The sequence below is a fragment of the Xanthobacter sp. genome (assembly GCF_041911315.1).
Lineage (GTDB): Bacteria > Pseudomonadota > Alphaproteobacteria > Rhizobiales > Xanthobacteraceae > Xanthobacter > Xanthobacter aminoxidans.
In genome coordinates this window covers 96,343-120,070 of sequence record NZ_JAYRPE010000021.1, presented here as the reverse complement: position 1 = coordinate 120,070, position 23,728 = coordinate 96,343, and the positions used below count along the sequence as shown (strand labels likewise).

Below are 23,728 nucleotides of genomic sequence, written 5' to 3'. Positions count from 1 at the left end.
AAATTTGGCGCGTCAGCCCGCTGTCCGGGAGAGGTGGCCGAGGCACTTCACCGGCCGGTCTCCGAGCAGGATCCAACAAGCGCTGTCAGCGGACGGCACGTCCGCCGCCGGCAGCACAGCGGAAAATCCCCAGCCGATAGTCGGATCAAGACCGAACGTGCCGGCCACGTCTGCGCGGGGAAACCTCTCGCAGGCGATCGTTCGCGTCCCAACTCGGAGGAAAGCGGCCCCCCCCATTGCCGCTGACCCCTTGAGCCAACCTCGCAGCTCAATCGCCCCACCCAAGGGTGTGACCCGATACACGCCGTCCGCATGGGTGGCGCCCGAGACGATCTCCAGTCGGGCATCCACCTCCTCGTCACGGGTCGGATGATGCAGCCCAAGCAGAATCTTGATCAGCGTGAGGCGCGACGACAGCCGGCTCTCAAGCACATGCACCCTGTTGCCGAGAATTGCCGCGTCGAAACGGGCGCGATCGACTTCCGCCGCCACCTCGCTTTTCTCGCGGGCGGCAACCCGAACGCGATCATTCAGGTTGCGGATGAGCACACCATACTCGATCAGCCGCCGCCGGAACGCACGGATCGTTGCATCATGACCGTTCATTGCGCTGCCGCCTCGATCTGACCCGGCTCTTCGACGCCGAACAGCCGCAGCACAGCTCCCCGGTGCACCTCCGCCGCATGTTTCTGCCGCAGTCGCTCCTGAGCAGCGAGTGCCAGCCTGCGCCGCCGCTCCGGCTCCTCTGCCAGCGCAATCAGCGCATCGGCATACTCTGCCGCCAGCACCGCATCGTCGGGCCCCGATGGCAGAAGAATGCCGGTTTCGCCGTCGACCACGAACTCCGCAATGCCCCCGACGTGCGGAGCGACGGAAGGCAGGCCCCAGGCTGCGGCCTCCAGCAGGACGTTTGGAAGTCCGTCGAACACGCTGGTGTAGAGAAAGGCGAAATGCTCGGAATTCACCACATCCGCGAAGCGCCCGAACGGGCCCCCATAAGCGATGTTGGGCCTGCCGGCGAACATCGCGGCATCAAAATCAGGCCCGTCGCCACGGACGTCGATCACGATGTCCGATGCCCGAGCGGCAAGCGAATCCGCGATGGCGGCGATCAATTCCGGCCGCTTCTGCGCCACGAGTCGCGAAGCCCAGAGCACCCTCCGACCCACTCCAGCCCGCGGTTCCGACCGAACCGGCTGGGGTGCATAGATCACCGCATAGCGATCAGCGTAGGCGCCGAGCCTGCGCACATCGGCTTCGACCACGCTGCCATTGTCGCTGACGATGCGGAAGAGATGCTCGACATGCGCATCGACGAAGGAAAAGCCCCAGGGCGCGGTCACCTGTTCGCCCTTCACACAGGAGCACTCGTCACAGAAGCGGTAGAAGATCGTTCTGCGTCCGCCGAGAACGGGCGCATAGGCTGAGAAAAAACGCTCCGCATAAACCGACTGGCGCAGATGGATCGTGGCATCGCCATAGGCTTCGATCAGACGCAGGGTTATGAGATCGACGAAGCGGTCTTCAAGATCAGGCCAGATGGCCTTGAAATCGACCACCTCGCACTCGGGCGGCAGGCACTCCATGTTCAGATTGGGGTCAGCCTCCCCGAGCAGCACCAGAATTTTCCGCGCCGGATCGCCTTCGAGAAGCGCCCGCATCACATCCCCAATGTACTTCTCCGCCCCGCCATGGCGCAGGAAGGGAAACAGGAAGATGTCGGTGAACGTGGCTGCTCCGATGAGACGGCAGATTTCGAAGTATGCGGCCCCGACCTCGGCGTTGGACCACTCAAGGGCAGTGAAATAGGCGGACTGGTCGATCACGGAAGGATTGACAGCCGGCTCGATGGCATTGGCAGCGAGGATGAATTCACAGAAGACGGGATTGTCGCTCAGGGGCAGGTGGATCGCCGGACGCAAGGCCGGACGCCTGTCCGCGGCACAATATGTGTCGTAGGCGCCCGCCATCACATCGAGGAATACGTCCGGGCGAAAGAGCAGTGTCGGCGGTGTCTGGCGTACCGATTTCGCATTCGCCTCATTGAGAAGGCTCCCCCTCCTCTTCCGGTAGAACAGCGCTGTATTGCGAACGACATGGAGGTCCATTCCCCGCGCCACCGCTTCGGCGTTGAAATGCCAGTCCTCGTAGGCATAGCCGCTGCTCACGCGCGCATCTGCATAAGGATGCGCGAGGAAATAGGAGCGCGGACCGAATACGCGCGACACGTAAGGATGGGCGGCAAGGAAAGTTAGCTTGATCTCGTCGTCCAACGAATAATACTGGCCGATAAAATCCTGTGCACCAAAGCCGATGAGCAACTCAGGGAACATCAGCGTTCGCTCGCCTGCCACGCTCGCCTGGGCCAGCATCTCGGACAGCATGTTGATCGAAACGAGATCGTCGCCATCAGCCGTGGCAATGAAGGCCCCATGTGCGGCACGGACGCCTGAATTGCGTGCCGGACCGAGCGAACGATGCTCCGTCACCACATGCTCGATGGCCACGAACCCCTTGAATGGATAGGTCCGCGCGATCGTGCTCGTCAGTGGATCGGTCGCGTCATGCACGACGACGAGTTCGCAGCGATACCCGAGATCGCCGGCGTAGAGGGCAGCTGCATCGAGCGAGGCTAGGCTGCGCGTCAACAGATGGCGCTCGCCATGCACAGTCAACACGATGGAGCAATCGAACGGCGCGACGCCCTCCCGGAGAAAGCTCATATGACCCGGCCCCCGACCACACCCCAACCAACCCTGTTGATTGACCGTTGGTCACCATACGAGGCGCCCAACGTACAACTCGGGAGAGATATACCGGTGAGGTTGCAGCCGCAATCAACCAGCAGCCTCCGACATCCCCGCGCGCGGGGCCGCGACGGTCTTCCCGATCGCTGGACATGCCTGCCCATGAGGCGCATTGCGTGGTAGCATGCTGCGCCCATCCGCCGCAGATCATTCCGTCGCCTTGACGGAACGGGCGAAACCTAAGAAGTCTACAACCCCATTCCGAGACCGGTTCGTCGATGACGCAAGTTGCCGTGCAAGCATAGCGCTGATGCAAGTGCCCAGAGGATGTCTGATAGTTCGGACATACGTAGAGGCAAAAAAAACGCCAGGTTGCAACAGTTATAATTTTGCCAAACAACCATGCGACGGTGAGGTCATTCCAGAGATCTGAAGCGGGGATATTACATTGAACGCCTGGTACTTCACTTTCGAATATCCGCCCGATTTTGGAGGCGGCCTTTCGGAATACATGCGCCAGATTACAAATCTATATCTCAAGAACGAGACCCATTCCCTCGCAATATTTGCCATTTCCCATTCGATCGATGGACTTTATCAAGAGGAATGGCTAGCCGACAACATTATCCTGATTCGCATCAATCCCAGGAAGTCGTGGCATGGGGATGAGATTGGCGAATGGGTTTCGACCTCGCTTCAGTTCTCCCGGATAGCCGAACTTCTCGCCTCCCGGGCGGGCGGTCTGTTCGCGCGCCTCGGACGTCCGTCGTTTCTCGAATTCGCCGACGGCTTCGGCATCGGCTACGTCACGATCCAAAATCGGCTGTGCCTCAACAGATATCTCAAAGACATCCCGATTGTCGTCACGGCGCACACACCGACCTATTTCATCGACCGACTCGATCAAAGGCCGATCTATCGCCTGCCCGCCTATTGGCACGGCACCATGGAGCGATGGTGCATGCTTGCGTGTGACGGGCTCGTCTCACCCTCGCAGGCTCTGCTCGATGAATTGAAGCCCGATCTGCTCACCGACTTGCCTCGGCACACGGTGATTCCCAATCCATATGAGCTCCCGCCGCCCGGGGCCGCCCCCGGCCCCAGGATAGAATACGATCACGTCTATATCGCCTCGCGCCTGACCTACTGGAAGGGCATCGAACATGCGATTCGCGGCATGTCCCTGCTCTGGGACCAGGGCGTTCGCACGCCGCTGAAGATCTACGGATCAGACACCCATTTCAGTCCGTCTGGTGGGTCCTATCTCACTTTCCTGCAGTCCCGTTTTTCCCGATATTTTTCGGACGGGCTGATCATTTACGAAGGGCTGCGACCGCGATCCTATATTGAGCAGCAGGCGCGCACCGCCTATGCCCAATTGCACCCTTCGGTATTCGATAATTTCCCTTATTCCCTGCTTCAGGCCATGGGAGCTGGGCAAGTCTGCATCGCCGGCAAGCGCGGCGGCATCCGCGAAATTGCGCAGGACCGGAAGTCAATCTACCTCTGCGATGTGGAGAGCCCGCGCAGCGTGGCCGACGCCGTCTCCCAAGTGATCAAGCTTAAGCCCGCGGCAAGGGCCGCCGTTGGCACTGCCGCAAGGGCAGCAGTCGCCGAGCATTGCGACCCCCAGAAATTCTTCGCTGCCAAGAGCGCCTTCGTCGAGACACTCTCGACGAGCCGCACACACTTCCCGTTCTCGCTGCCGTCAGATGTATCCGGGCGTGCGAGCCACAGCCAGATTGAAGGGGACGGCCCGCGACTGTCGGTTGTCATCCCCTATTTCAACATGCACGAGTTCATCGACGAGACCATTGCCAGCATCCGGAAAAGCCATCTTGAGGACTGCGAGATCATTCTCGTGAATGACGGCAGCACCAGCCCCGACGCGCTCGCCAAGCTTGACGGCCTCCATCGGCGCCATGGGCTCGGACCCGACGTCCTCCGCATCTTCAACGTTCCCAACGGCGGCGTCGCGGAGGCCCGCAATTTTGGCGCAGGCCATGCCAAGGGCCGCTACCTGACGCTGCTGGACGCTGACGATCTCGTTTCGCCCGCCTACTACGAGCAAGCGACTGCAATCCTCGACCATTACGCGAACGTCGCATTCGTGGGATGTTGGATCGAGGATTTCAATGAGTCCGGCAGGATCCGGCATTGGGCCACATCGAATGCCGAGCCGCCCCTTCAAATCGTGATGAATCAGACGAACTGCCAATCTCTCGTCTATCGTCGGGAGGTCTTCATCGAATTCGGGCAGCATGACCCGGATTTGAGAATGTTCCTTGATGACTGGGAAGGCGTAATCAAGCTGATCGCCAACGGCCAATACGGAATAATGATCCCGAAGGCCCTGTTTGAATACCGCATCCGGAGCAATTCGATCTTCCGGACCAAGGTCAATCTGTGGGACCTCAATTTCGAGAAAATCACCTCGAAACACAAGGCTCTCTATGACCGCTGGGGCGCCGAGCTGGTCGCCTTTCTCAATGCGAACGGTCCCAATAATTTCTACCATGTCGCTGGCAAGCCCAGCACGCTCCAAAAGTGATCCAGGCCCTCGCGGCCCCGGGGGATCGGGTCACAGGACCAAGCCCCCCTTCCTGCCTTGTCGCTTAACTCGGGTGCCCGGCATGTCCCGGACCCCTCTCATCCGGACCCGATTCGGGATATCCGAGCCAGCATGGAATATTGGAAGGAAAGCTTCCGTGAGTGCGATTGACGCCAAGACCCTGTTCGCCGCCTCCTCTATGAACGGGCTCGCCCTGGTCGGGGACAAGCCTCGCTTTTTCCGTCAAGGGATCGATCTCACCCCTAACGTCCGGGTTGAGTTCGACGCCCAGCCGGGCCGCGACTCGGGCATCCTGATCTCGCGCAAGTCCTTCAATGGCAACGTGTTCATTGAGATCGAGCCCCGCAAGCTGGAAGACGCGAACTGGCTGACGATCGAAATCACCCTCGATATCGACGATGTTCGGGAGACTTCGACTTTCGTCTCAATCTTGGATGCCTTCTCCGTCAAATCCGTTTCGGTCTTTTCCGTCCTGAGAGTCACATATCCCGATGGGCGGTGGGTGGATTTCTCTTCCGCCGAGCTGGAGTTCAATGCCACATCCACGACCCATGCCTTCCCGGTCGTTCTCTCCCAGAAGATTCAGGACGCCCTGGCAGGAGCGTCCGGCGCAAAGCTGATCTTCTTCATCGAGAGCCGCTCGACCGTATTCGGCATCTCCGAGGTTAGAACGATAGGCATCCTGCGGGACGCGAAGCTGCTCGCGATGAGAGCGAGCAGCGATTTGTTGACCCAGCTCGAGAACCGGACGCTTGAAGGTGCCCATCGGGCGGAGCTTTCAACCGAAGCCTTGACGATAGATGCCGCAACCCGGCGCGAGGTCGCGTGCTACGCCGAAGTCGCCCCGAATGTCTGCTTCAGCTTCGGCCCTGCCGCGGAGGAGGCAGTTGCCCTCTTGAAGATGGACGACAACATCGTCGTCGATCTGACGGGATGCGCGGATTCGGACTGGCGGACGATCGAGTTCCTGTTCCATCCGACGTCCGTCGGTGCCTGCAGGGGGCTCTTGATTGATATCCAGTCCAGCTATCTTCCGCAGCCTTCGGAGGCCATCCTCGAGGGGGTCTTCCGGATATTCGTCGAGGATGGCTACCAAGATATCAGCCTTGGAGGCATAGCCATCGACACGAATGGCACAAGGACGCAACAGGCCTACCCGCTCGATCTCACGGCCTTCCAATCCAACAGGTGCCGCCTGATCCTGTTCGTGCCCCCCACGTACGCCAGCCTCCTTTTCAAGTCCCTTGCCGTGACCCTGTTGCAGGTCAAGTGACAGAGACGCGGAGGCTTGAAACGGAAATCCGCAAGCCTCCGCCTGATGGCATCAGCAATCCGACCAGAAAGGCGCCCCGTTCAGACGGTCGCCACCTGAGGGGATTGCTGCGCCTTCCCCCGTGCGAGCCGCCGCTCCCAGGCGAGTGCGTGGCGAACGATGGTGGGCAAATCGTCAAGCAGAGGCTCCCAGCCCAGTTCGTCACGAATGCGCTGCGCGCCTGCTACAAGCGTCGCCGGATCGCCGGAGCGCCGTGGAGAGATCTTCACGGGGAAATCCACCCCGGACACCTGTTTGACCACTTCAACGACGTCCCGCACCGAATAACCGCGGCCGTAGCCGCAATTAAGCGTCAGGTTTTGCCCCCCCGCGCGCAGCGCATTGAGCGCGGCCACATGGGCGCGGGCCAGGTCCGAAACATGGATGTAGTCCCTGATGCAGGTTCCATCGGGCGTGGCATAGTCGGTGCCGAATATCTCCAGCCCGGCCCGCTCGCCAGTTGCCACCTGGCTCGCCACCTTGATGAGGTGGGTGGCCTGGCGGGAGGACTGGCCGGCGCGGCCCTCCGGGTCAGCCCCCGCGACGTTGAAATAGCGAAGCACCGTGTATTGGAGGCCGTGGGCCCGGGCGGTGTCTGCCAGCATCCACTCGCTCATCAGCTTCGAGCGTCCGTAGGGATTGATGGGTGCTGCCGGATGATCCTCCGAAATGACACCCGCGCCAGGGTCGCCATAGACCGCAGCCGTAGATGAGAAAATAATGCGCTTCACCCCAGCGGCCACAGCGGCTGCGAACAGGCTGCGGGTCTTGGCCGTGTTGCCGAGATAATAGCCAAGCGGATCGGAAACCGAATCTGGAACGACGATCTTTGCCGCAAAATGAATAATTTCCGTGATTCCGTATTCGGCGGCGAGGCGCGCAACGAGCGCAGCATCACTCACGTCGCCCACCACCAGCCGGGCGGCTGGATGCAAGGAATCCGCGAAGCCGGTCGAGAGATCGTCGAGAACGACGACGTCCTCGGCACGGTCGACCAAAGCGAGGACGACGTGACTTCCGATATAACCGGCTCCGCCGGTAACAAGAATGGACATTCCTAACCCACAGCACCAAGGATCAACCAACGCGCGCATTCTTGCCCGACTCACGCTGGGTCGCAAGGCGGGCGCCCATGCCGGCGTCCTTGTAGCGTTTTTCCCAGCACCCAGCACCACCGACTGCCGTCATATCAACCGGTGGCAGCGCGTTAATCTCCTGCCCCACGGCTTTGGACCGTAGATGACACAAAGGGAGCGGGAGAGAATTTTTAAGTCGTCTACGTATAAAGTGGGATATGGATTTTGTTTTTCCATTAAAAACTGAAACATAAAGAAGTATTTTTTGAATTTTGACCCACTATTTCGTCATTTTTAATTATCACACAAAAATAAAATAGGGATAAAAAGGCTGGATTCACGAACGTTTCAGCCCAACTTGGCACGTCAGATCGCCCTCATTGATTGCATCCGGTTTTTTCTCGACCTGACGGGCTTCGCACGTTATAGCAGACCCACGGGCGATGCGAGGGAGTTCATGCTCAGGTCAGGGCAGAGTACTTCGGCGTCACACGAGGCCGCATCGGGCGGAGCCGCAAGAGACAAGGCTGCATCGGGGCTACTCGCGCCGAAGCGCCGGAGTGCGCGCACCAAACCGGTGGTTCTGTCGTCTGTGGAAAATTGCATCTCCATGACGCTGGAATCTGCCCAAGCATGGCTGCGTACCCGAGCCCTCAGACCGTTTTTGACCTTTCGATAATTGGGCATGCCTGCCGCCTCCCCGGGGCCAATGACATGGCAGGGCTGTGGTCGCAGTTGATGGCCGGCACGTCCGCCGTCAGCGACCTTCCCCAAGGTCGCTGGCCAGTGGACCGGGGGCAGCACCCCCGCAAGAGCGAGCCGGGTTTCTCCTATACGTTCGCCGGCGGCTATATCGACGATCCGTTCGCTTTCGACCCCAGCGTCTTCGGCATTTCCCCGCGCGAAGCACAGCAGATCGATCCGCAGCAGCGTCTTCTGCTCGAAGTGGTGTGGGAAGCCCTGGAAGATGCCGGGCTTTCACCTTCCGCAACGGCACGTGAGCCCATCGGCGTTTATGTGGGCGCGTCGAACGTCGACTACCAGACGGCCGCATCGGGCGATCCCGCGGCCATGGAAAGCCATTTCATGACAGGGAATTCCCTGTCCATCATCTCTAACCGCGTCTCCTACATCTTCGATTGGCGCGGCCCGAGCTTCACCGTCGATTCGGCATGCTCGTCCTCCTTCGTCGCCCTTGCCCAGGCGGCCAAGGCGCTGCGTGCGGGAGAGATCGATACGGCCATCGTGGCAGGTGTGAACCTGCTGCTGTCGCCGGCGCCCTATATCGGCTTCTCCCGTGCATCCATGCTGTCGCCCACGGGGCGCTGCCGCCCCTTTTCCGCAGGAGCGGACGGCTATGTGCGCTCGGAAGGCGCCATCGCCATCGTGCTGCGCCGATCAGACGTCGCGCGGGCCGCAGGCAACCGTTCCCATGCCACCATCGTCGGGGCGGGTGTCAATTCGGACGGCCGCACGTCCGGCATCTCGTTGCCTTCGGTCGAAGGCCAGAGGAGCCTGATCGCCCGCATCTATGAAGACCTCGGCATCGACGGCAGTGCGCTGGCATTCGTCGAGGCCCATGGTACGGGCACGCCTGTCGGCGACCCCATCGAGGCGGAAGCCATCGGCAGCGCCCTGCGTCATGGCCGTTCCACGCCCCTGCCCGTCGGCTCGGTGAAGTCCAATATCGGCCACCTCGAATGCGTGTCGGGCCTCGCCGGCCTGGCCAAGGCGACGCTGGCGGTTAAGCATGGCCTGTATCCGCGCACGCTCCATCTCGATGGGCTCAATCCCAATATCGCGTTCGACGCCCTGAACCTGGCGCCGGCTGCGGCGCACGTACCGCTCGACCTGCAGAAAACGCCCTTTGCCGGTGTCTGCAACTACGGCTTCGGCGGCACCAACGCTCACGTCGTCCTCAAGGCCGCGGCTCCGGCGCCAGCGCCATCCGAACCCGCTTCCGACGCGCGACTTCTTGCGGTCTCCGCCAAATCCCAGGAAGCCCTTCGTGCCCTTGCGGAAAGCTATGCGTCGCTCCTCGATCAGGAAGCCGCGCCGGCTGCCACCATCGCCGGCGGTGCACGCTATCAGAGAGAATTGTTCGACACCCGCTTGGCCGTCCCCGTAGGCCCGGGACCGGACGTGGCGACCCAACTGCGCAGCTTCGCGCGCGGCGAAAAGACAGAGATCGCGGTCGGCAAGGCGGCCGCGCGGTCCGGCAAGGTGGCGTTCCTCTATAGCGGCAATGGCAGCCAGTGGGTCGGCATGGGCCGCGCGGCGTTTGCCCGAAACGACGCTTTCCGCACGCACTTCGCGGCTGTCGATGCGGCCTATCAAAAGGTCGCTGGCTGGTCGCTGGCGGAAACCCTGGCCTCGCCTGCCCTCGCCACCCAGATCGAGAAGACCTCGGTCGCCCAGCCCCTGATCTTCGCCATCCAGATTGCCCTTACGGCAGCTCTTGGCGAAGAAGGCATCAAGCCGGACGTCGTGCTTGGTCACAGCGTGGGCGAGGTGGCGGCGGCCATGGTCTCGGGCGCTCTCGACCTCGAAGCGGCGATCCACCTCATTCACCACCGCAGCCTGCGGCAGGAGATGGTTGCAGGTCGCGGCCGGATGCTCGCGCTCGCGACGTGCGAGGAGCAGGCCGAGGCGTTCCTCGCCTCCCTCGGCCGCCAGGATCTGAACATCGCCGCCGTCAATGGCCCCCGCTCCGTCACCCTGTCCGGCACCACCGAGGCCATCGCGCTGGCGGAAAAGTCTGCACGCCTGCAGCGCATCGCGACCGTCTCCATCGGCGTGGATTATCCGTTCCATTCGGTGCTGCTCGATGTGGCGCAGCAAGGCATTCTCGATGACCTCAAGTCGTTGAGGCCCGGCGAGACGCGCACGGATTTCGTCTCTACCGTCACAGGTGGCCCGTTGGCCGGCACCGCCCTCGATGCCACCTATTGGTGGCATAATATCCGGGAGCCGGTGCGCTTCTCGGATGCGGTGGTCGCAGCCGGCCGGCTCGGCGCCACGCACTTCATCGAGATCGGCCCGCGCCCCATCCTCACCGGCGCAGCCACAGAGACGCTCCGGCAGGCGGAACTACCGTCTGAGTGCATCTCCAGCCTGTCCGAGCGCGACGACACCGCTGCGGGCGATCCGGTGCGCGCCATCGCGGCGCAGGCCTTCGTGCGCGGCGTGGAGATCGACTCCGCGCGGGCGTTCGGACCACCGACCGCCACGCCCCTGCCGTTGCCGCATTACCCCTGGCAGCGCCAGCGCTTCGTGATGGCCAACACCACGGAGGCGCTTGAGCTTTACGGCCGCATGTTCGGCGCGGCCCCGTCTCATCCGCTGCTCGGGCGCCGCGTGAGCCAGAACGTGCCGGAATGGCGCGGCTTCGCCGACCACGAGATCGCCCCGTATCTCGCCGACCATCGCGTTGAAGGCGAGGTGGTGGTCCCGGCGGCCGCCATCGCCGAGATGATGCTGTCCGTGGGACGCGAAATCCACGGCGACGTGCCGATGGAGCTGCGCGACTTCGACGTGCTGCGCGCCCTCTCCGTGCCCGAGGGCACGATGCGCGAGATTTCCACCCGCTTCGACGAGACCACGCAGACCTGCTCGGTCTGGGCGCGCCGTCGTCTCAGCGGCGCAGAGTTTCTGCTGCACGCCATCGGGCGGGTGGTGCCGGCCACCGGAACGCCGGTGCTCCAGCCAGACCCCGACCCGGCCCGCCTTCGTTACTCCGACGCTGCTGATGTCTACGCGGCCGCGACCAGCTGCGGCCTCAACTACGGGCCCAGCTTCCAGCGCGCCGTGGCGGTGGAACGTGACGGTGACAGCGGCATCACCACCCTCGCCGCCGGCACCCTGCCGCTGGGGTTGTTCACCGACCGGCACATGATCGATCCGGCCGCGCTCGACGCCTCGCTGCACGCGCTCTTTCTCGACGCGCATGTGGTGGACGGGGAGACCCGCACCAATCTCCCGGTCCGCATCCGCTCGCTCCGCCTCTGGCAGCCCGGCGTGGCGATCGCCAAATCCGTCACCCACCGGACCCACGAAAGCCGGTTCACCACCTCCGTCGACATCACCCTCCATGCCGCCGACGACAGCGTGGTCGCGGACGTGCGGGGACTGGTGCTGCGCGAGGTCGTGCTCTCCCGGCGCAGTGACGAGGAGCGGCGTTTCCGCGTCACTTACGACGCGCTGAGGCAGGCATCGGCTACGCCTGCGGGCGCGGTCGATCTCGCGGGCCTGACTGCCGAGCCGCTGGATGCCTTCCTGCTGCTGCGCGGCTTTGTGCGTTCCCTTGTGCGCGAGACCATCGTCGCGCTGGCGGGGGGGCTCGATGTCGTGCCCGCACGCCTCATCGCCGTCGGTCGACTGGCGGCCGAGGCGGAGGGACGCCTCACCGCGCTCATGGACCAGTTCGCGGCGACCGGCCTGGCCGAGCGAACCGCGGAAGGCTGGCTCATCACTAAGGCCGAGTTGCCGCCGTCAGATCTGCTCTTTCGTACGCTGGCCGAGCGCTATCCCGAGGCCAATGCGGAAGTCCGGCTCGCGGCCCAGCTGAAGGCGACGCTGGCACCGCACCTCGCGCAGGGCGCTTCTCTGGAGCTTCCGCCTTCGCTCGCCGACCTCGTCGCCGAGGACGGCATCGCTTTCTCTGCCGGCCTCGGGGCAGTCCGGGCGGCGGTGGAGGAGCGCATCGCAGCCTGCGCCCCCGTGCGTCCGCACATCCTGCTGCCGCGTCCCTGGACCGCCGGCCTGGTGCGCACGCTCCTCCCCTTCGTCCGCGAAGGCCTTGTCCAGGTGACGTTGGCCGGGGCGGACGCAGCCGGCTTCGAGAAGGTGACGTCGCGCACAGGAGCCGGTGATCTCTTCTTCCTCGACACCGCAGCCGCGGGCGGGGACGAGGCTCCCGACTTCGCTCCGGTCGATCTGGTGGCGGGGCTCGCAGCCCAGGCGCCCTTCGGCGGCGATCTGGCCGAGGCCGCGCGCATCGGCGCAATCGCCGCAGGTGCCCGGTGCCTCGTCGCCGAGCCCCCCTTCGACGGGCTCCTCGACGTCCTCGTTTCCCCGCAGCCGGCCGGCGCACAGCGAGGACAGATCGAGGTCCTTCTCGCGCACATGAACTGCGCGCCGGTAGAGGCGATCTCGCTCGCCGACGGCCTCTCCACGGCATTCAGCGGCCCTGTTGCGGCCCATTCGGACGGGCGGATGGCCGGTCCCGTTCTGGTCCTCGGCGGTAGCGGCACGGATGCATTCGCCCAAGCGCTGACGCGCGACGGCGACACCATCATCGACGACCTGATCCTTCCTTCCGTTGAGCGGTCCGAAGCACACGGGACAGTCATTTTCCCCGTCGCGTTCGAGCCCGCCTGGGCCCCCAGGGCCGCGCTGGTGCAAAGGCTGCTCGACCTCAAGCGCGTGCTGGAATGGGCGAATGCGAGCACGGGCAAGCTGACCCTTTGGCTCGTGACGGCCGGCGGCCGCCAGCTCGCCAGTGAGACCGTCGATCCCGCCGCCGTGGCCATCTCGGCCTTCTACCGCGTAGCGCTCAACGAGCATCCGGGCCTCGATCTGCGCCTCGTCGACGTAGATGCATTCGACGCCGAGGCCGCCCGCCGCGTGCGCGAGATCGTCGATCTGCAAAGTGCCGAGGCCGAGCGTGTCTCCCGCACGGACGGCGAGTTCGGCGTGCGCGTCCTGCGCGGCGAAGCCATCGCCCGGGAAAAGGTGTCAGACACCCGGCGGGTGCAGCTCGACGTGCCCCAGCAGGGCGCCGTCAGCTCCATGGAATGGGTGATGCGCGATCGCGTCGCGCCTCAGGGCGACGAGGTCGAAATCGAGGTGGCAGCGACCGGCCTCAATTTCCGCGACGTGATGCTGGCGCTCGGCGCGCTCGACGACGATATCCTCGGGCCTGGCCTCACCAGCGCCTCGCTGGGCTTTGAATGCGCCGGGACGGTGGTTCGCGTGGGTCCGCAGGTTAGCCATCTGGTCGTGGGAGACCGGGTGATGGGCTTTGCCCCGGACGCCTTTGCCTCCCACGTCACGGTGCCCGGCTGGTTCGCCTTCAAGGTGCCGGATGGTGTTTCGGAGGTGGCCGCAGCCAGCATTCCGGTGGCCTTTGCCACGGCGTGGTATGGCCTCGTCGAATGTGCACGCCTGCGCGCCAACGAGACGGTGCTCGTCCACGGCGCCGCCGGTGGCGTCGGTCTAGCCGCCGTCGAGATCGCTCTTGCACGTGGCGCACGCGTGATCGCCACCGCAGGCACGCCCGAGAAGGCGGCTCTGCTCAAGGGTCTGGGCGTCGCCGCGGTCTACAATTCCCGCGACGTTGATTTCGCCGCGGAGATCGAACGCGACTTCGGCAAGGTGGACGTGGTGCTGAATTCGCTGGCCGGTGAAGCCATGACGGCCAGCCTGCAGCTGGTGAAGCCGTTCGGCCGCTTCGTGGAACTCGGCAAGCGCGACTTCCTCGCCAACACCAGCATCGGACTGCGGCCATTCGCCCGCAATCTCAGCTATTTCGGCGTGGACCTCGACCAGCTTCTGGCACACGACCCGGAACGCGCCAAGGCCATGATGCAGGACATCAATGCCGCCTTTGCGTCCGGCGCGCTCCGGCCCATCCCCTATCGGCTGATGGACGGGGACGAAGTGGAGGAAGCCTTCCGACAGATGCAGGCAGCGCGGCACGTGGGCAAGATTGTCGTGCGTCCCCCGGTGCACGGCAGGGTGCGTCCGCAGGTGCCCGCGCTCGCGCTGCGCGAGGGCGTGCATCTCGTGCTGGGCGGCAATGGCGGCTTCGGGCTTGAGACGGCCCTGTGGCTGGCGGCGCAGACCGCCGGCACGGTGGCCATCGCCTCGCGCTCCGGCGTGCGCGCGGCCGGCGATCTTTCCCGCATCGAGGCGGCCCGCGCGGCTGGCGCGCGGATCGTTGTCGAGCAGGCGGATGCCCGCGACGAGGCGGCGCTCGAGGCTCTGGTGGAGCGGCTCGTCGCCGCGCACGGCCCGCTTCGCAGCGTGGTCCACACCGCCATGGTGCTGCGCGACGGCGCCATTCCCAACCTTGATGCGGAGAGCCTCGACGCCGTTCTGGCGCCGAAGGTCGACGGCGTTCTGACCCTCGACCGGATCACCGAGAGGCATCCGGTCGACCATTTCGTCGTCTACTCCTCCGCCTCGGCCATGATCGGCAGTCCCGGCCAGGGCGCCTATGTCGCGGCCAACGCCTTCCTGGAAGGCGTGGTGCGCAACCGCCGCGCGCGCGGGCTTCCGGGCCTAGCGGTCGCCTGGGGTGCCATCTCCGACGCCGGTGTCATCGCCAAGGACCAGGAGCTCGGCCAGAGGCTGACCCGGGCCACCGGCGTCGCCGGCATCGCCTCCGCCGAGGCGCTCGGCTTCCTCGGACGGCTGATGGCGCAGGGCACGGCGGCGGATGTGGTGAACGTCTATGCGCAGGTGAACCGCACCGCCATCGCCAGCCAGCTGCCGGTGCTGCGCACGCCCACCTTCCCCCGCCTGTTCTCTTCCGCGGCCGATGGGGCAGCGGGGAGCGGCGAGGACCTGATGGAGCAGATCGCCGGCCTTGGAGATGCGGAGGCGCGCGTGCTTCTGCGCGAGGTGCTGGGCCGCGAGGTCGCCGGCATCCTGCGCCTGCCGCCGGACGCGGTGACTGGTTCGGCGGCGCTGTCCGAACTCGGCATGGATTCGCTGATGGCTCTGGAGTTGCGCCTGACGCTGGAGAAGAAGTTCGGCTTCGAGCTACCCCTGCTCTCCATCGGCAGCGGACGCACGCTGGACGATCTGGCGGCCGTCGCATTGTCGAGCCTCAGGACGCCCGAGAACGCCGAACCTGCCGAGACAGCCGCCCCGGCTGTGGTCCTCGCTCCCGAGGAAGCCGCCCTTGCGGCCCGGCACGGCGTGCGGCTCGACGCGGAATCCATTGAGGCCCTGACTGAGATGGCCGCGGCATCGCCGCGCGACACTGCGGGGACAGGTTCGTGAGGCCCGTGCCATGAGCGGGCGTCGCGGACTGTCGGACGAGGATCTCGCGCACCTTCTGGGCGAGATGCGTGCGGGCACGGCGGCGCCGGCGCCCGCTCCCTCCCCCGCCTTCGTGGACCGGGACGGGCTGCTCTCATTCGAGAGCCTGCCGCGCTACAAGGAACTGACGGCGCAGCAGGCGGCGGCCGACATGCTGGGGTTGAAGAACCCCTACCACCGGCTGCACGAGGGACGATCCGGCGCCACCGCGCGCATCGACGGGCGCGAGGTCGTCAATTTCGCGAGCTACGATTATCTCGGCCTCAATGGCGACCCGCGCATCACCCGCGCCGTCACTGCCGCGGTCGAGACGTGGGGCACAAGCGTCTCCGGCAGCCGCCTGTCGTCCGGTGAGCGTCCGGCGCATCTGGCGCTGGAGCGGGCGCTGGCCGACGTCTACGGGGCGCAGGATGCGGTCGCGTTCGTGAGCGGCCATGCCACCGCCATCGCCGCCCTTCCGACGCTGATGGGCCCGAAGGATCTCGTCGTCACCGACGCCTTCATGCACAACAGCGTGGTGCTCGGCGCCCAGTATTCGCCGGCCACCCGCCGCACCTTCCCTCACAACGATCTCGACGCGCTGGAGACCATGCTGGGGCGCGAGCGCCACCGCTTCGAGCGGGTGCTGGTCGTCAGCGAGGGACTGTTCTCCATGGATGGCGACGGGCCGGACCTCGCTCGGCTGGTTGCCTTGAAGGAGCGGTTCGGCTTCTGGCTGATGATCGACGACGCGCACGGCCTCGGCGTGCTGGGCGCGACCGGACGCGGCATCGCCGAGCATGCGGGCGTCGATCCCCGGGCCGTGGATATCTGGTTCGGCACGCTATCAAAATCGCTGGTGAGCTGCGGCGGCTACATCGCCGGGCCGGCGGCGATGGTGAGCTATCTCAAGGCCTTTGCGCCCGGCATGGTCTACAGCGTCGGCCTGCCGGTGCCGGTGGCGGAAGCCGCACGCACGGCGCTGGGCCTGATGCTGGAAGAGCCGGAGCGCGTGCAGCGGCTTCAGGCCAACAGCCGGGCCTTCCGCGATGGTGCGGCCGCGCTCGGCCTCGACGTGGGGCCGTCTTGGGGTGCGGGCATCGTGCCGATCATGGTGGGCGAGACCATCCGGACCGTGATCCTCGCCCAGCGCCTGCTGGAGCGCGGCATCAACGCGTTCCCGGTGCTGCCGCCGGGAGTGCCGGAACGCTCGGCTCGGCTGCGCTTCTTCCTCTCCGCATCGCATCGGCCTGAGCAGATCGACGCGGCGCTGGCTGCGCTTTCTGAAGAGGCCACTGCGCTGGGCCTGATCAAGGATCGACCGCGCTGAGCGCATCGATCCACGCGGCGAAGGCGCGATCCCAGCCAAGAAGCGGACGCTCCGCCAGTGCCCCCGCGCGAAGGACACTGCGAGCCGCCGCGTCCTCCACCAATCGTGCGGTGCCTGCGACGAAGCCGGGCACATCTCCGGGCCTGAACAACAGGCCGTTGACGCTGTTGCGCACCTGCCCGGGCAGGCCGCCGGCCTCAAGCGCGAGCACGGGAACTCCGCTCGCGAGGGCCTCGTAGACGGCAAGGCTGGCGTTCTCGAAGCGCGACAAGGTGGCGTAAAGATCGCTGTTGGCGAGAAGGACGCCAATCTCCGCGCGCGGCACCGGCCCGGCGAGGAAGCCGCAGGGCAGCGCCGCGACCAGTTGCTCGACCTCCCCCCGCAGGGCGCCATCGCCGGCGACCACCACCGCCAGCGTATCGCCGAGCCTCTCGGCAAGCGCCGGCAGCACCCGCCGCCAGTCCGCCCAGCCCTTGTCGGCGGTCAGCCGGCCGGCGATCAGCATCACCGCCCGGCCATCGAGATCGGGGCGGCCCCAGCGCGCGCCCCAGTAACCGGGACGGCGTAGATCGGGACGGAAGTCCCGTGTATCCGTCCCGTTGAACCGGCCGGCGAGGCCGTTCGCGAGGCCGACACGTTGGAGCCGTGCGAGGGTGGCCGCGCTCGGGACAAGGGTGGCGTCGTAGCGATTGTAGAGCTGCGCCACCGCCCTCCAGAAAACCGCGCGCAGGGGGGCATAAAGACCGTAACGGCGGCCACCACCACCCAGATAGTCGGCGAAATTGGTGTGGAAGAAGGCGACCAGCGGCACGCGGTGGCGCCGCGCGAAGGCGCGGGCGGGAAGGCGGCGCAGGCCCAGGGCGAGACGCTCGGGCTCATCCACGTGAATGAGGTCGGGTCGGAAAGCGGCAAGCGCCCGGTCGATCTCGCCCCCGGCCTCCGGCACCACGTTGCGGTCCGACGCCGCCGCGCCAAAGGGCGCGCTCGGCAATCCCGCAAAGGTGACGGCCGGCGACAGACCGGCGGGTCGTGCGCCGTCCGCAGCTGCGGGCGCCAGCAGCAGCACCTCGTCGCCCCGCGCCACCAGCCGGCGAACGCGGGCATCGACGCTGACGGTGACACCATCGAGCACCGGCAGAACGCCGGAGGCGAGGATGGCGATCCTCATGCCGGCCCCCTCAAGCGGGGACCGGGATGGTGTCCGCCGGAACCGCACCGAAGGCGCGGTACATGGCGAGAAGGTCGAGCGCCATATCGCGCTCGGTGCGCTCGTAGGAAGTCGTCCGGCTGAGGGCCGCAGCGAGGCCGGGCTCGTCCACGAAGCGTTGGAGTACCAGAGCCAGCGCCTCGGCGTCGCCGCGCGGGAAGGAGAAGCCGTTGACGCCCTCCTCCACGAACTCGGTCATGCCCGGCACGTCGGAAACGATGACCGGCGTGTGCGTGGCGAGGGCCTTCAGCAGGGTCAGCGGTGCATTCTCGAACCAGGTGGAGGGCATGACCAGCACGTCCACCTCTGCCAGCAATCCTGCCATCTCCGCTTCCGGAAAGGTGCCGCGGAACCGCGCCGGCAAGGGCGGGACCGTCTGCTCGGCCACCGCGCGCAGATCGCGGGCATAGGCCGGGGACAGGCTCTCCGACCCCCAGATATCGACGGTGAAGGCATCGCGCGGCAGCGCCCGCAACGCCTGGAGCAGCAGGTGCGGCCCCTTGTGATAGGCGAGCTGGCCGATAAAGCCGAAGCGTACCGGCCGGGCGGGTGCGGCGGGCTTGGGCGTGCGGTCGATTTCGACGCCGAACGGCGAGCGGAACAGCGGCGGCCCCGCCCCGTAGGCATCAAACAGCTCGGCAAGAAATGCGCTGGGCGCAAAGGCCGCCCGGCAATGGGCGAAAGCAACGCGCAGCACGTGCGCCCGATCGCGAACAGCCCGCGCGTCGCGTCCGAGCGAGAACGGCAGCACGGGCGCGAGCGTGGCGGCTGTCACGGCGGCGGCGGAACGGACGGCGGGCTGCGCCAGAATGCGCCAGAATGCGCTGTCCGGCCGCTCGGCCGACCGCGCGAGCAGGCCGCAGGACAGGCAATTGCTGCGGATCGCATTCGGCCCATGACACAGGCCGCCATCCGGCAGCTCCAGCCGGGTGGTGATGCAGAGATTGAAAAAGTCCGTCAGCGTCGCAAATGTCGGGATGCCCAGCCGCGCGGTCACATGCGGCAGAACAGCAGTGAAATTGGCGAGGTGACAGATGTGCACCACGTCCGGCGCGAGCGTGTGTAGGATGCGTTCGAGGAGCGGAGCAAGGCCGGGATGGTCGTAATCCTCACGGGCCGAGCGGGAGGGAGTCCGGTTGCGGTCGATCCGCACCACCGGAATGCCCTCGACTTCGTAGCGTACGATCTCCTCCGCCTGCTCAGGCTCGCCGGCCGACCGCGCGGTCACGACGGTGGGGGCATGTCCCAGCGCCTTGAACTGGCGCGCCAGCGCGAGCGTGTAGGCCTCGGTGCCGTAGACGTGGTCCGGATAGAAGGCGTGCACGAACAGTGCGACGCGCAATGGCCGCAGCGAGAGTCTCGGAACATCCTGCGGCACGCCGCGCATCGAATCTGAACCTCCTGCGATGCCACTCCCTGCCTTACTCTGCGTTGTGATAGCCGTGCAACCGATGTGAGATGACAACGTGTTACGGGGCCGCAACCACCCGAGGTAGACATTCGGCACGTTTTTGATGCACCGCGAAAGGGAATGAGCGAAGGGATTGCAGACGGCTGGAGGTCAGCGCGAGCGGCGGCCGGGCGATCCTGCACGCCTGATCGCGGATTCCAGCCGTATCCAGGCCGAACTCGGCTGGCGGCCACGGTTCGACGATCTCGAGGTCATCGTCCGCTCGGCTCTGGACTGGGAAGAGACGCTGGCGCGCCGGCAGCTTCAGCCGGCCTGAGGCCTCAAGTGCCCTTCCTAGCCGCGGACGGCAGCCTCGCATAAGCTGCGGCAGGCGCCCATTGGTGCGCTGGCTGGATCGGGAGCGGCATGTTCGACGCGGTCATCATCGGCGGCGGTCCGGCCGGGGCGTCGTGCGCGCTCTGGCTGAAGATGCTCGGCTTCCGGCCCTGCATCGTCGAGCGCCGGCCGGTGCTGGGCGGGCTGGGAAACGACAATCCTTATCCCAACCAGTGGATCGCCCCCATCCGCGACAAGACCGGCATCGAGATTGCCGCCGAGGTCGACCGCCACATGCGCGACCACGACATCGTCTGTCGCACCGGCGAGGCGGTGACGGAGCTGGAGGTGGTGCCCGGCGGCTTCCGCATCACCACCGCCACCGGCGAGATGGTGATGGGGCGCGCCTGCGTCCTCGCCACCGGCGTGCGGCCGGTGAAGGGCGGGTTCACGGCCTCGGAGAACATCATCATCGGCCCTGGCCAGACGCTGTTCAATGCGGACTTCGAGGGGCGCTCGGTCGCCATCCTCGGCGGCGGCGACAATGCGTTCGAGAACTACATCTTCGTGCGCAAGCGCGGCGCTGCCCGCGTCACGCTCTTCGCCCGCACCATCAGGGCGCGGCGCGAGTTCCTGGAGAAGGTGCCGCCGGCGGACGTGCGAATCGGCCCCTATCCGGTGGAGCCCGACCTGCCGGCGGTGGCGGGCGAGCGGTTCGAGCGGTTCCTCGTGCTCTATGGCTGGGAGCCCTATCTGCCCTACGCGCGCCACCTGAGCCTCGCGCGGGATGCCCGCGGCTTCGTGGAGACCAACCTCGATTGCGAAACCTCGGTGCCCAACCTCTACGCCATCGGCGAGATCGCGCAGCGGATGCATCCGTGCTGCGTCACCTCCATGGCCGACGGGGTGGTGGCGGCCAAGGCTATCCAGCGCACGCTGGAGCAGGACGCCGTGGCCCGCTTCGCTGAACGCGTCCGCCGCGCCGCAGCCGATGCGGCACCCACATCCGTGCACAAGCCGCGCATCAAGTAGACGTCCTCAGGAGACGGCCGCCGTCGCCCTGCCCGCGAGAGAGAGACGCTCGCGGGCACCGGAAACCGCAAGACACGACGCCTCGGGCGCGGCGAGGGCGGCCGCGATCTCGGGCCGGCGCAGCAAAGCGGCCGATGCCTCATAGGCCGCACCGACCGACGCGAGCATGGGCGCCTGCGTCACCTCCGCCACCACGCAAGCGGGGCGCGGGGAGAAAACGACGATCCGGTCGGCGAGGCGCACCGCCTCGGTCACGTCGTGGGTGACGAACAGCACCGCCGCCCCTGCCCCTTCCACCTCTGCCCGCAGCAGCGCCTGGAGATCGTGGCGCAGGCCCACGTCGAGGGCGGAGAACGGCTCGTCCATCAGCACGAGATCCGGCGAAAGGGCGAAGGCGCGGGCGATGGCGACCCGCTGCATCATGCCGCCCGAGAGCTGGGACGGGCGCTTGTCCAGATCCCGCACCGAAAAGCCGAGGCGCAGCAGGATCGCCTCGGCGATGGCGCGGCGCTCGGTCTTGCCCGTTCCCGCCGCCTTGAGGCCGAAGGCGGCATTGTCACGCGCATCCGCCCAGGGCAGCAGGCGCGGGTCCTGAAACACCATGGCCACGCGGCGAAAGCCGTTCTCGACCCGTCCGGCGGTCGCCCGCTCGACCCCGGCAGCGATGCGCAAAAGACTGGTCTTGCCGCATCCCGACGGCCCGAGCAGAACCACGAGCTCGCCCGCGCCGATATGAAGGTCGATCCCGGCGATGATCTCGGCCTCGCCGAACCGCAACCTCAGGCCGCTCAGGGACAGCATCCTCATGCCTCCACCGAGACGGGTACCGGATGCCCTCTCCCCGCCCTTCGACGCCGCAACGGTGCCAGGAGCAGGGCATCGGCGAGGATCAGCGCGGCGATCGCGAGGACGATCCACGCCATGGTTTCCGGCAGGTCGAAGTGGGAGCGCGCGGTGGCGATGCCGCCGCCCACCCCGTCCGCACCGCTCAACACCTCCGCCATCACCGCAACCTTGAAGGAGAAGGCCAGCGCGGTGGCGACGGCCGGGATGAGGAAGTCCGCCAGCGCCGGCAGGACCAGATCGGTGAAGCGCATGAGGGCCGGCGCGCGATAGAGCTGCGCCATCTCGGCGAGCGCGCGGTCGCGGCTTCGGACACCCTGGAGCGTGGCGATGAACAGGATGGGTGCAACGGTAATGGCCACGGTGAAGGTGGCGGCCGCGCCGCCGGGGCCGAACCAGAGCAGCGCCAGCACCACCCAGGCGATGGGCGGCGTGCCGAGAAGCGCGGTGAAGACGGGATAGGACATGGCGCCCACGGGCAGCACCAATCCCCCCGCGACGCCCAAAAAGAAGCCGGCCGCGCCCCCCGCGGCGCAGCCGGCCAGAGCGTGGACCAGTGTCGCCAGCAGCGCCGGGCCCGCCTTTCCGGTGGTGACGAGCCGGACGACGGCCTCCCCTGTCTCCGCAAGGCCCGGCAGCACGAACGGCCCGAAGGCCGCGGCCCCCCATTGCCACGCGCCGGCCAGAGCCAAGAGCCCCGCCGCCCCCCACAGTGTGGAGAGGAGCGCGGGAGAGAGCGTGCGTGCCGGAGCCGCCATCGCGATGCTCAGAAGTCGAGATAGAAGCTGTCGGGCGGCAGCTTCCCGGCCAGGGCCTCCGGCTGGAAGGAGAGCAGCGTCTCGTAGAAGGCGACGAGGCCCGGCTTCAGCTTGGCCGCCGGTTCCGCGACCACATTGAAATGGGAGAGCGCGCTGGTGAGGATGGGCGCCTTCATGTCCATCTTTTCCTCGCCCAGCTGGCCGGCGGCGGCGGGATCGGACAGCACCCAGTCGCGGGCGCCCGGCAGACCGGCGGCCATGGCCTTGAGGAGTTCCGGGCTCTCCTCGATCAGCCGCTCATGCACGGCGATGCCGGCCATGGGCAGGCCGAGGCCGCCATGCTGCTTCTTCCAGTCGTCCTGAAGGCTGATGGCACGGTTGAGCGTGCGGCCCTCCTTCTTCGCCATCATGATGGCGGCGGTGGCCGGCGGCTCGGAGAGGATGGCCGTGGTGGCCCGCCCGGCGGCGAGCATCTGCGCCGCCTCCATGGGGGTGCGCACATAGGTGATGGTCATGTCCTTGTCCGGGTCCATGCCATAGCCGCGGGCGATGGAGCGGAAGACGAGATCGGGCATGTCGTTCTTGAAGAAGCCGACCAGTTGCTTGCCGGCGAGATCCTTGAACGAGGTGATGCCCGGGTCGGACGAAATGACGAACAGATGGCCCATGGAGAGGATGGCGAACAGCTTCAGCGGCAGGCCGCGATTGGCGAGGTTCGCCGGCACATGGGTCGGGGTCGTGAACAGGCTGGTGCGGCCGGAGACGATGGCGGCGCGCAGTTCGTCGGTGTCGCGCCACAGGCGGAAAGTGGCGTCAGGTGCTGTCGCGTTGAGGGCACCGGATTGGAGCAGGCGCAGCAGCACGATGGTGGAGCCGTTCGGCGCGCCGAGAATCTCCAGCCCCTTCGCCGGCGCGGCGAGCGCCGCGCCCAGCGACGCGGTGGATGCCCCGGCCGCCGCAGCGGCGATGGCGCCCAACATGCGGCGCCGGTTGAGCAATACGGTCATGTCCAAATCCCCGGCAGAAAAAGCCGGCGCGGCCGGCCAAGCTATATCCATATCAATATAACAATTTCGCATCCGCACAATGGCAAGTCG

13 protein-coding genes and 1 pseudogene are annotated in these 23,728 nt (G+C 66.1%); 6 read left to right on the top strand and 8 right to left on the bottom strand.

Annotated elements, in window-relative coordinates:
• Positions 1-12: 12 nt before the first annotated feature.
• Entirely contained in the window at positions 13-606 is a 594-nt protein-coding gene (locus tag ACE3QW_RS07665; protein ID WP_374251054.1) for a hypothetical protein, read from the bottom strand.
• A complete protein-coding gene (locus tag ACE3QW_RS07660) occupies positions 603-2,723 on the bottom strand; it encodes a glycosyltransferase (RefSeq protein WP_374251053.1) in 2,121 nt (706 codons plus the stop codon). Before ACE3QW_RS07660 ends, ACE3QW_RS07665 begins: the two co-directional genes overlap by 4 nt.
• A 472-nt stretch (positions 2,724-3,195) precedes the next feature.
• Between ACE3QW_RS07660 and ACE3QW_RS07655 the strand changes: the two genes are divergently transcribed.
• Entirely contained in the window at positions 3,196-5,298 is a 2,103-nt protein-coding gene (locus tag ACE3QW_RS07655; RefSeq protein ID WP_374251052.1) for a glycosyltransferase, read from the top strand.
• A gap of 157 nt (positions 5,299-5,455) precedes the next feature.
• Positions 5,456-6,592 (top strand): hypothetical protein, encoded by a 1,137-nt coding sequence (locus ACE3QW_RS07650; protein ID WP_374251051.1) that lies wholly within the window; start codon positions 5,456-5,458, stop codon positions 6,590-6,592.
• Positions 6,593-6,672: 80 nt separating this feature from the next.
• Here the strand turns inward: ACE3QW_RS07650 and galE are convergent, their stop codons facing one another.
• A complete protein-coding gene (gene galE / locus ACE3QW_RS07645; RefSeq protein WP_374251050.1) occupies positions 6,673-7,686 on the bottom strand; it encodes a UDP-glucose 4-epimerase GalE in 1,014 nt (337 codons plus the stop codon).
• 654 nt (positions 7,687-8,340) lie between these two features.
• On the opposite strand from galE, the gene ACE3QW_RS07640 reads away from it, so the two are divergent.
• Together ACE3QW_RS07640 and ACE3QW_RS07635 are read left to right on the top strand one after the other, a co-directional pair.
• Positions 8,341-15,717, top strand: a complete 7,377-nt coding sequence (locus ACE3QW_RS07640; protein WP_374251049.1) for an SDR family NAD(P)-dependent oxidoreductase — start codon at positions 8,341-8,343, stop codon at positions 15,715-15,717.
• Between the two features lie 10 nt (positions 15,718-15,727).
• Complete coding sequence (locus tag ACE3QW_RS07635) at positions 15,728-17,065, top strand: aminotransferase class I/II-fold pyridoxal phosphate-dependent enzyme (protein ID WP_374251047.1); 1,338 nt, start codon at positions 15,728-15,730, stop codon at positions 17,063-17,065.
• On the opposite strand, the gene ACE3QW_RS07630 is transcribed toward ACE3QW_RS07635, so the two are convergent.
• Together ACE3QW_RS07630 and ACE3QW_RS07625 are read right to left on the bottom strand one after the other, a co-directional pair.
• Entirely contained in the window at positions 17,046-18,233 is a 1,188-nt protein-coding gene (locus ACE3QW_RS07630; RefSeq protein WP_374251046.1) for a glycosyltransferase, read from the bottom strand. The two genes, ACE3QW_RS07635 and ACE3QW_RS07630, sit on opposite strands and share 20 nt — an antisense overlap.
• A 10-nt stretch (positions 18,234-18,243) precedes the next feature.
• Entirely contained in the window at positions 18,244-19,659 is a 1,416-nt protein-coding gene (locus ACE3QW_RS07625; protein WP_374251045.1) for a glycosyltransferase, read from the bottom strand.
• A gap of 184 nt (positions 19,660-19,843) precedes the next feature.
• Here ACE3QW_RS07625 and ACE3QW_RS07620 point away from each other — a divergent pair.
• Positions 19,844-19,999, top strand: a pseudogene (locus ACE3QW_RS07620) (UDP-glucose 4-epimerase GalE); the annotation flags it as partial.
• A gap of 89 nt (positions 20,000-20,088) precedes the next feature.
• On the top strand, positions 20,089-21,030 hold the full coding sequence (locus ACE3QW_RS07615) for an NAD(P)/FAD-dependent oxidoreductase (protein ID WP_374251044.1): 942 nt from the start codon (positions 20,089-20,091) through the stop codon (positions 21,028-21,030).
• 6 nt (positions 21,031-21,036) lie between these two features.
• Here the strand turns inward: ACE3QW_RS07615 and ACE3QW_RS07610 are convergent, their stop codons facing one another.
• From ACE3QW_RS07610 to ACE3QW_RS07600, 3 genes are read right to left on the bottom strand one after another with little or no spacing between them, the layout of a single operon-like run.
• Positions 21,037-21,831: an ABC transporter ATP-binding protein gene (locus tag ACE3QW_RS07610; protein WP_374251043.1), complete on the bottom strand. Its 795-nt coding sequence runs from the start codon at positions 21,829-21,831 to the stop codon at positions 21,037-21,039.
• A 2-nt stretch (positions 21,832-21,833) separates the two neighbouring features.
• Positions 21,834-22,631 carry an ABC transporter permease gene (locus tag ACE3QW_RS07605; RefSeq protein ID WP_374251042.1) on the bottom strand — a complete coding sequence of 266 codons (798 nt, stop codon included), beginning with the start codon at positions 22,629-22,631 and terminating at the stop codon, positions 21,834-21,836.
• An 8-nt stretch (positions 22,632-22,639) separates the two neighbouring features.
• Complete coding sequence (locus tag ACE3QW_RS07600; protein WP_374251041.1) at positions 22,640-23,638, bottom strand: ABC transporter substrate-binding protein; 999 nt, start codon at positions 23,636-23,638, stop codon at positions 22,640-22,642.
• Positions 23,639-23,728: the final 90 nt, after the last annotated feature.

Excerpts from the sequence above, each read along its gene's own strand:
- ACE3QW_RS07665 (WP_374251054.1), bottom strand. The coding sequence starts at position 606 with ATGAACGGTCATGATGCAACGATCCGTGCGTTCCGGCGGCGGCTGATC.
- ACE3QW_RS07660 (WP_374251053.1), bottom strand. The coding sequence starts at position 2,723 with ATGAGCTTTCTCCGGGAGGGCGTCGCGCCGTTCGATTGCTCCATCGTG.
- galE (WP_374251050.1), bottom strand. The coding sequence starts at position 7,686 with ATGTCCATTCTTGTTACCGGCGGAGCCGGTTATATCGGAAGTCACGTC.
- ACE3QW_RS07640 (WP_374251049.1), top strand. The coding sequence starts at position 8,341 with ATGGCTGCGTACCCGAGCCCTCAGACCGTTTTTGACCTTTCGATAATT.
- ACE3QW_RS07635 (WP_374251047.1), top strand. The coding sequence starts at position 15,728 with ATGAGCGGGCGTCGCGGACTGTCGGACGAGGATCTCGCGCACCTTCTG.
- ACE3QW_RS07630 (WP_374251046.1), bottom strand. The coding sequence starts at position 18,233 with ATGAGGATCGCCATCCTCGCCTCCGGCGTTCTGCCGGTGCTCGATGGT.
- ACE3QW_RS07625 (WP_374251045.1), bottom strand. The coding sequence starts at position 19,659 with ATGCGCGGCGTGCCGCAGGATGTTCCGAGACTCTCGCTGCGGCCATTG.
- ACE3QW_RS07615 (WP_374251044.1), top strand. The coding sequence starts at position 20,089 with ATGTTCGACGCGGTCATCATCGGCGGCGGTCCGGCCGGGGCGTCGTGC.
- ACE3QW_RS07610 (WP_374251043.1), bottom strand. The coding sequence starts at position 21,831 with ATGCTGTCCCTGAGCGGCCTGAGGTTGCGGTTCGGCGAGGCCGAGATC.
- ACE3QW_RS07605 (WP_374251042.1), bottom strand. The coding sequence starts at position 22,631 with ATGGCGGCTCCGGCACGCACGCTCTCTCCCGCGCTCCTCTCCACACTG.
- ACE3QW_RS07600 (WP_374251041.1), bottom strand. The coding sequence starts at position 23,638 with ATGACCGTATTGCTCAACCGGCGCCGCATGTTGGGCGCCATCGCCGCT.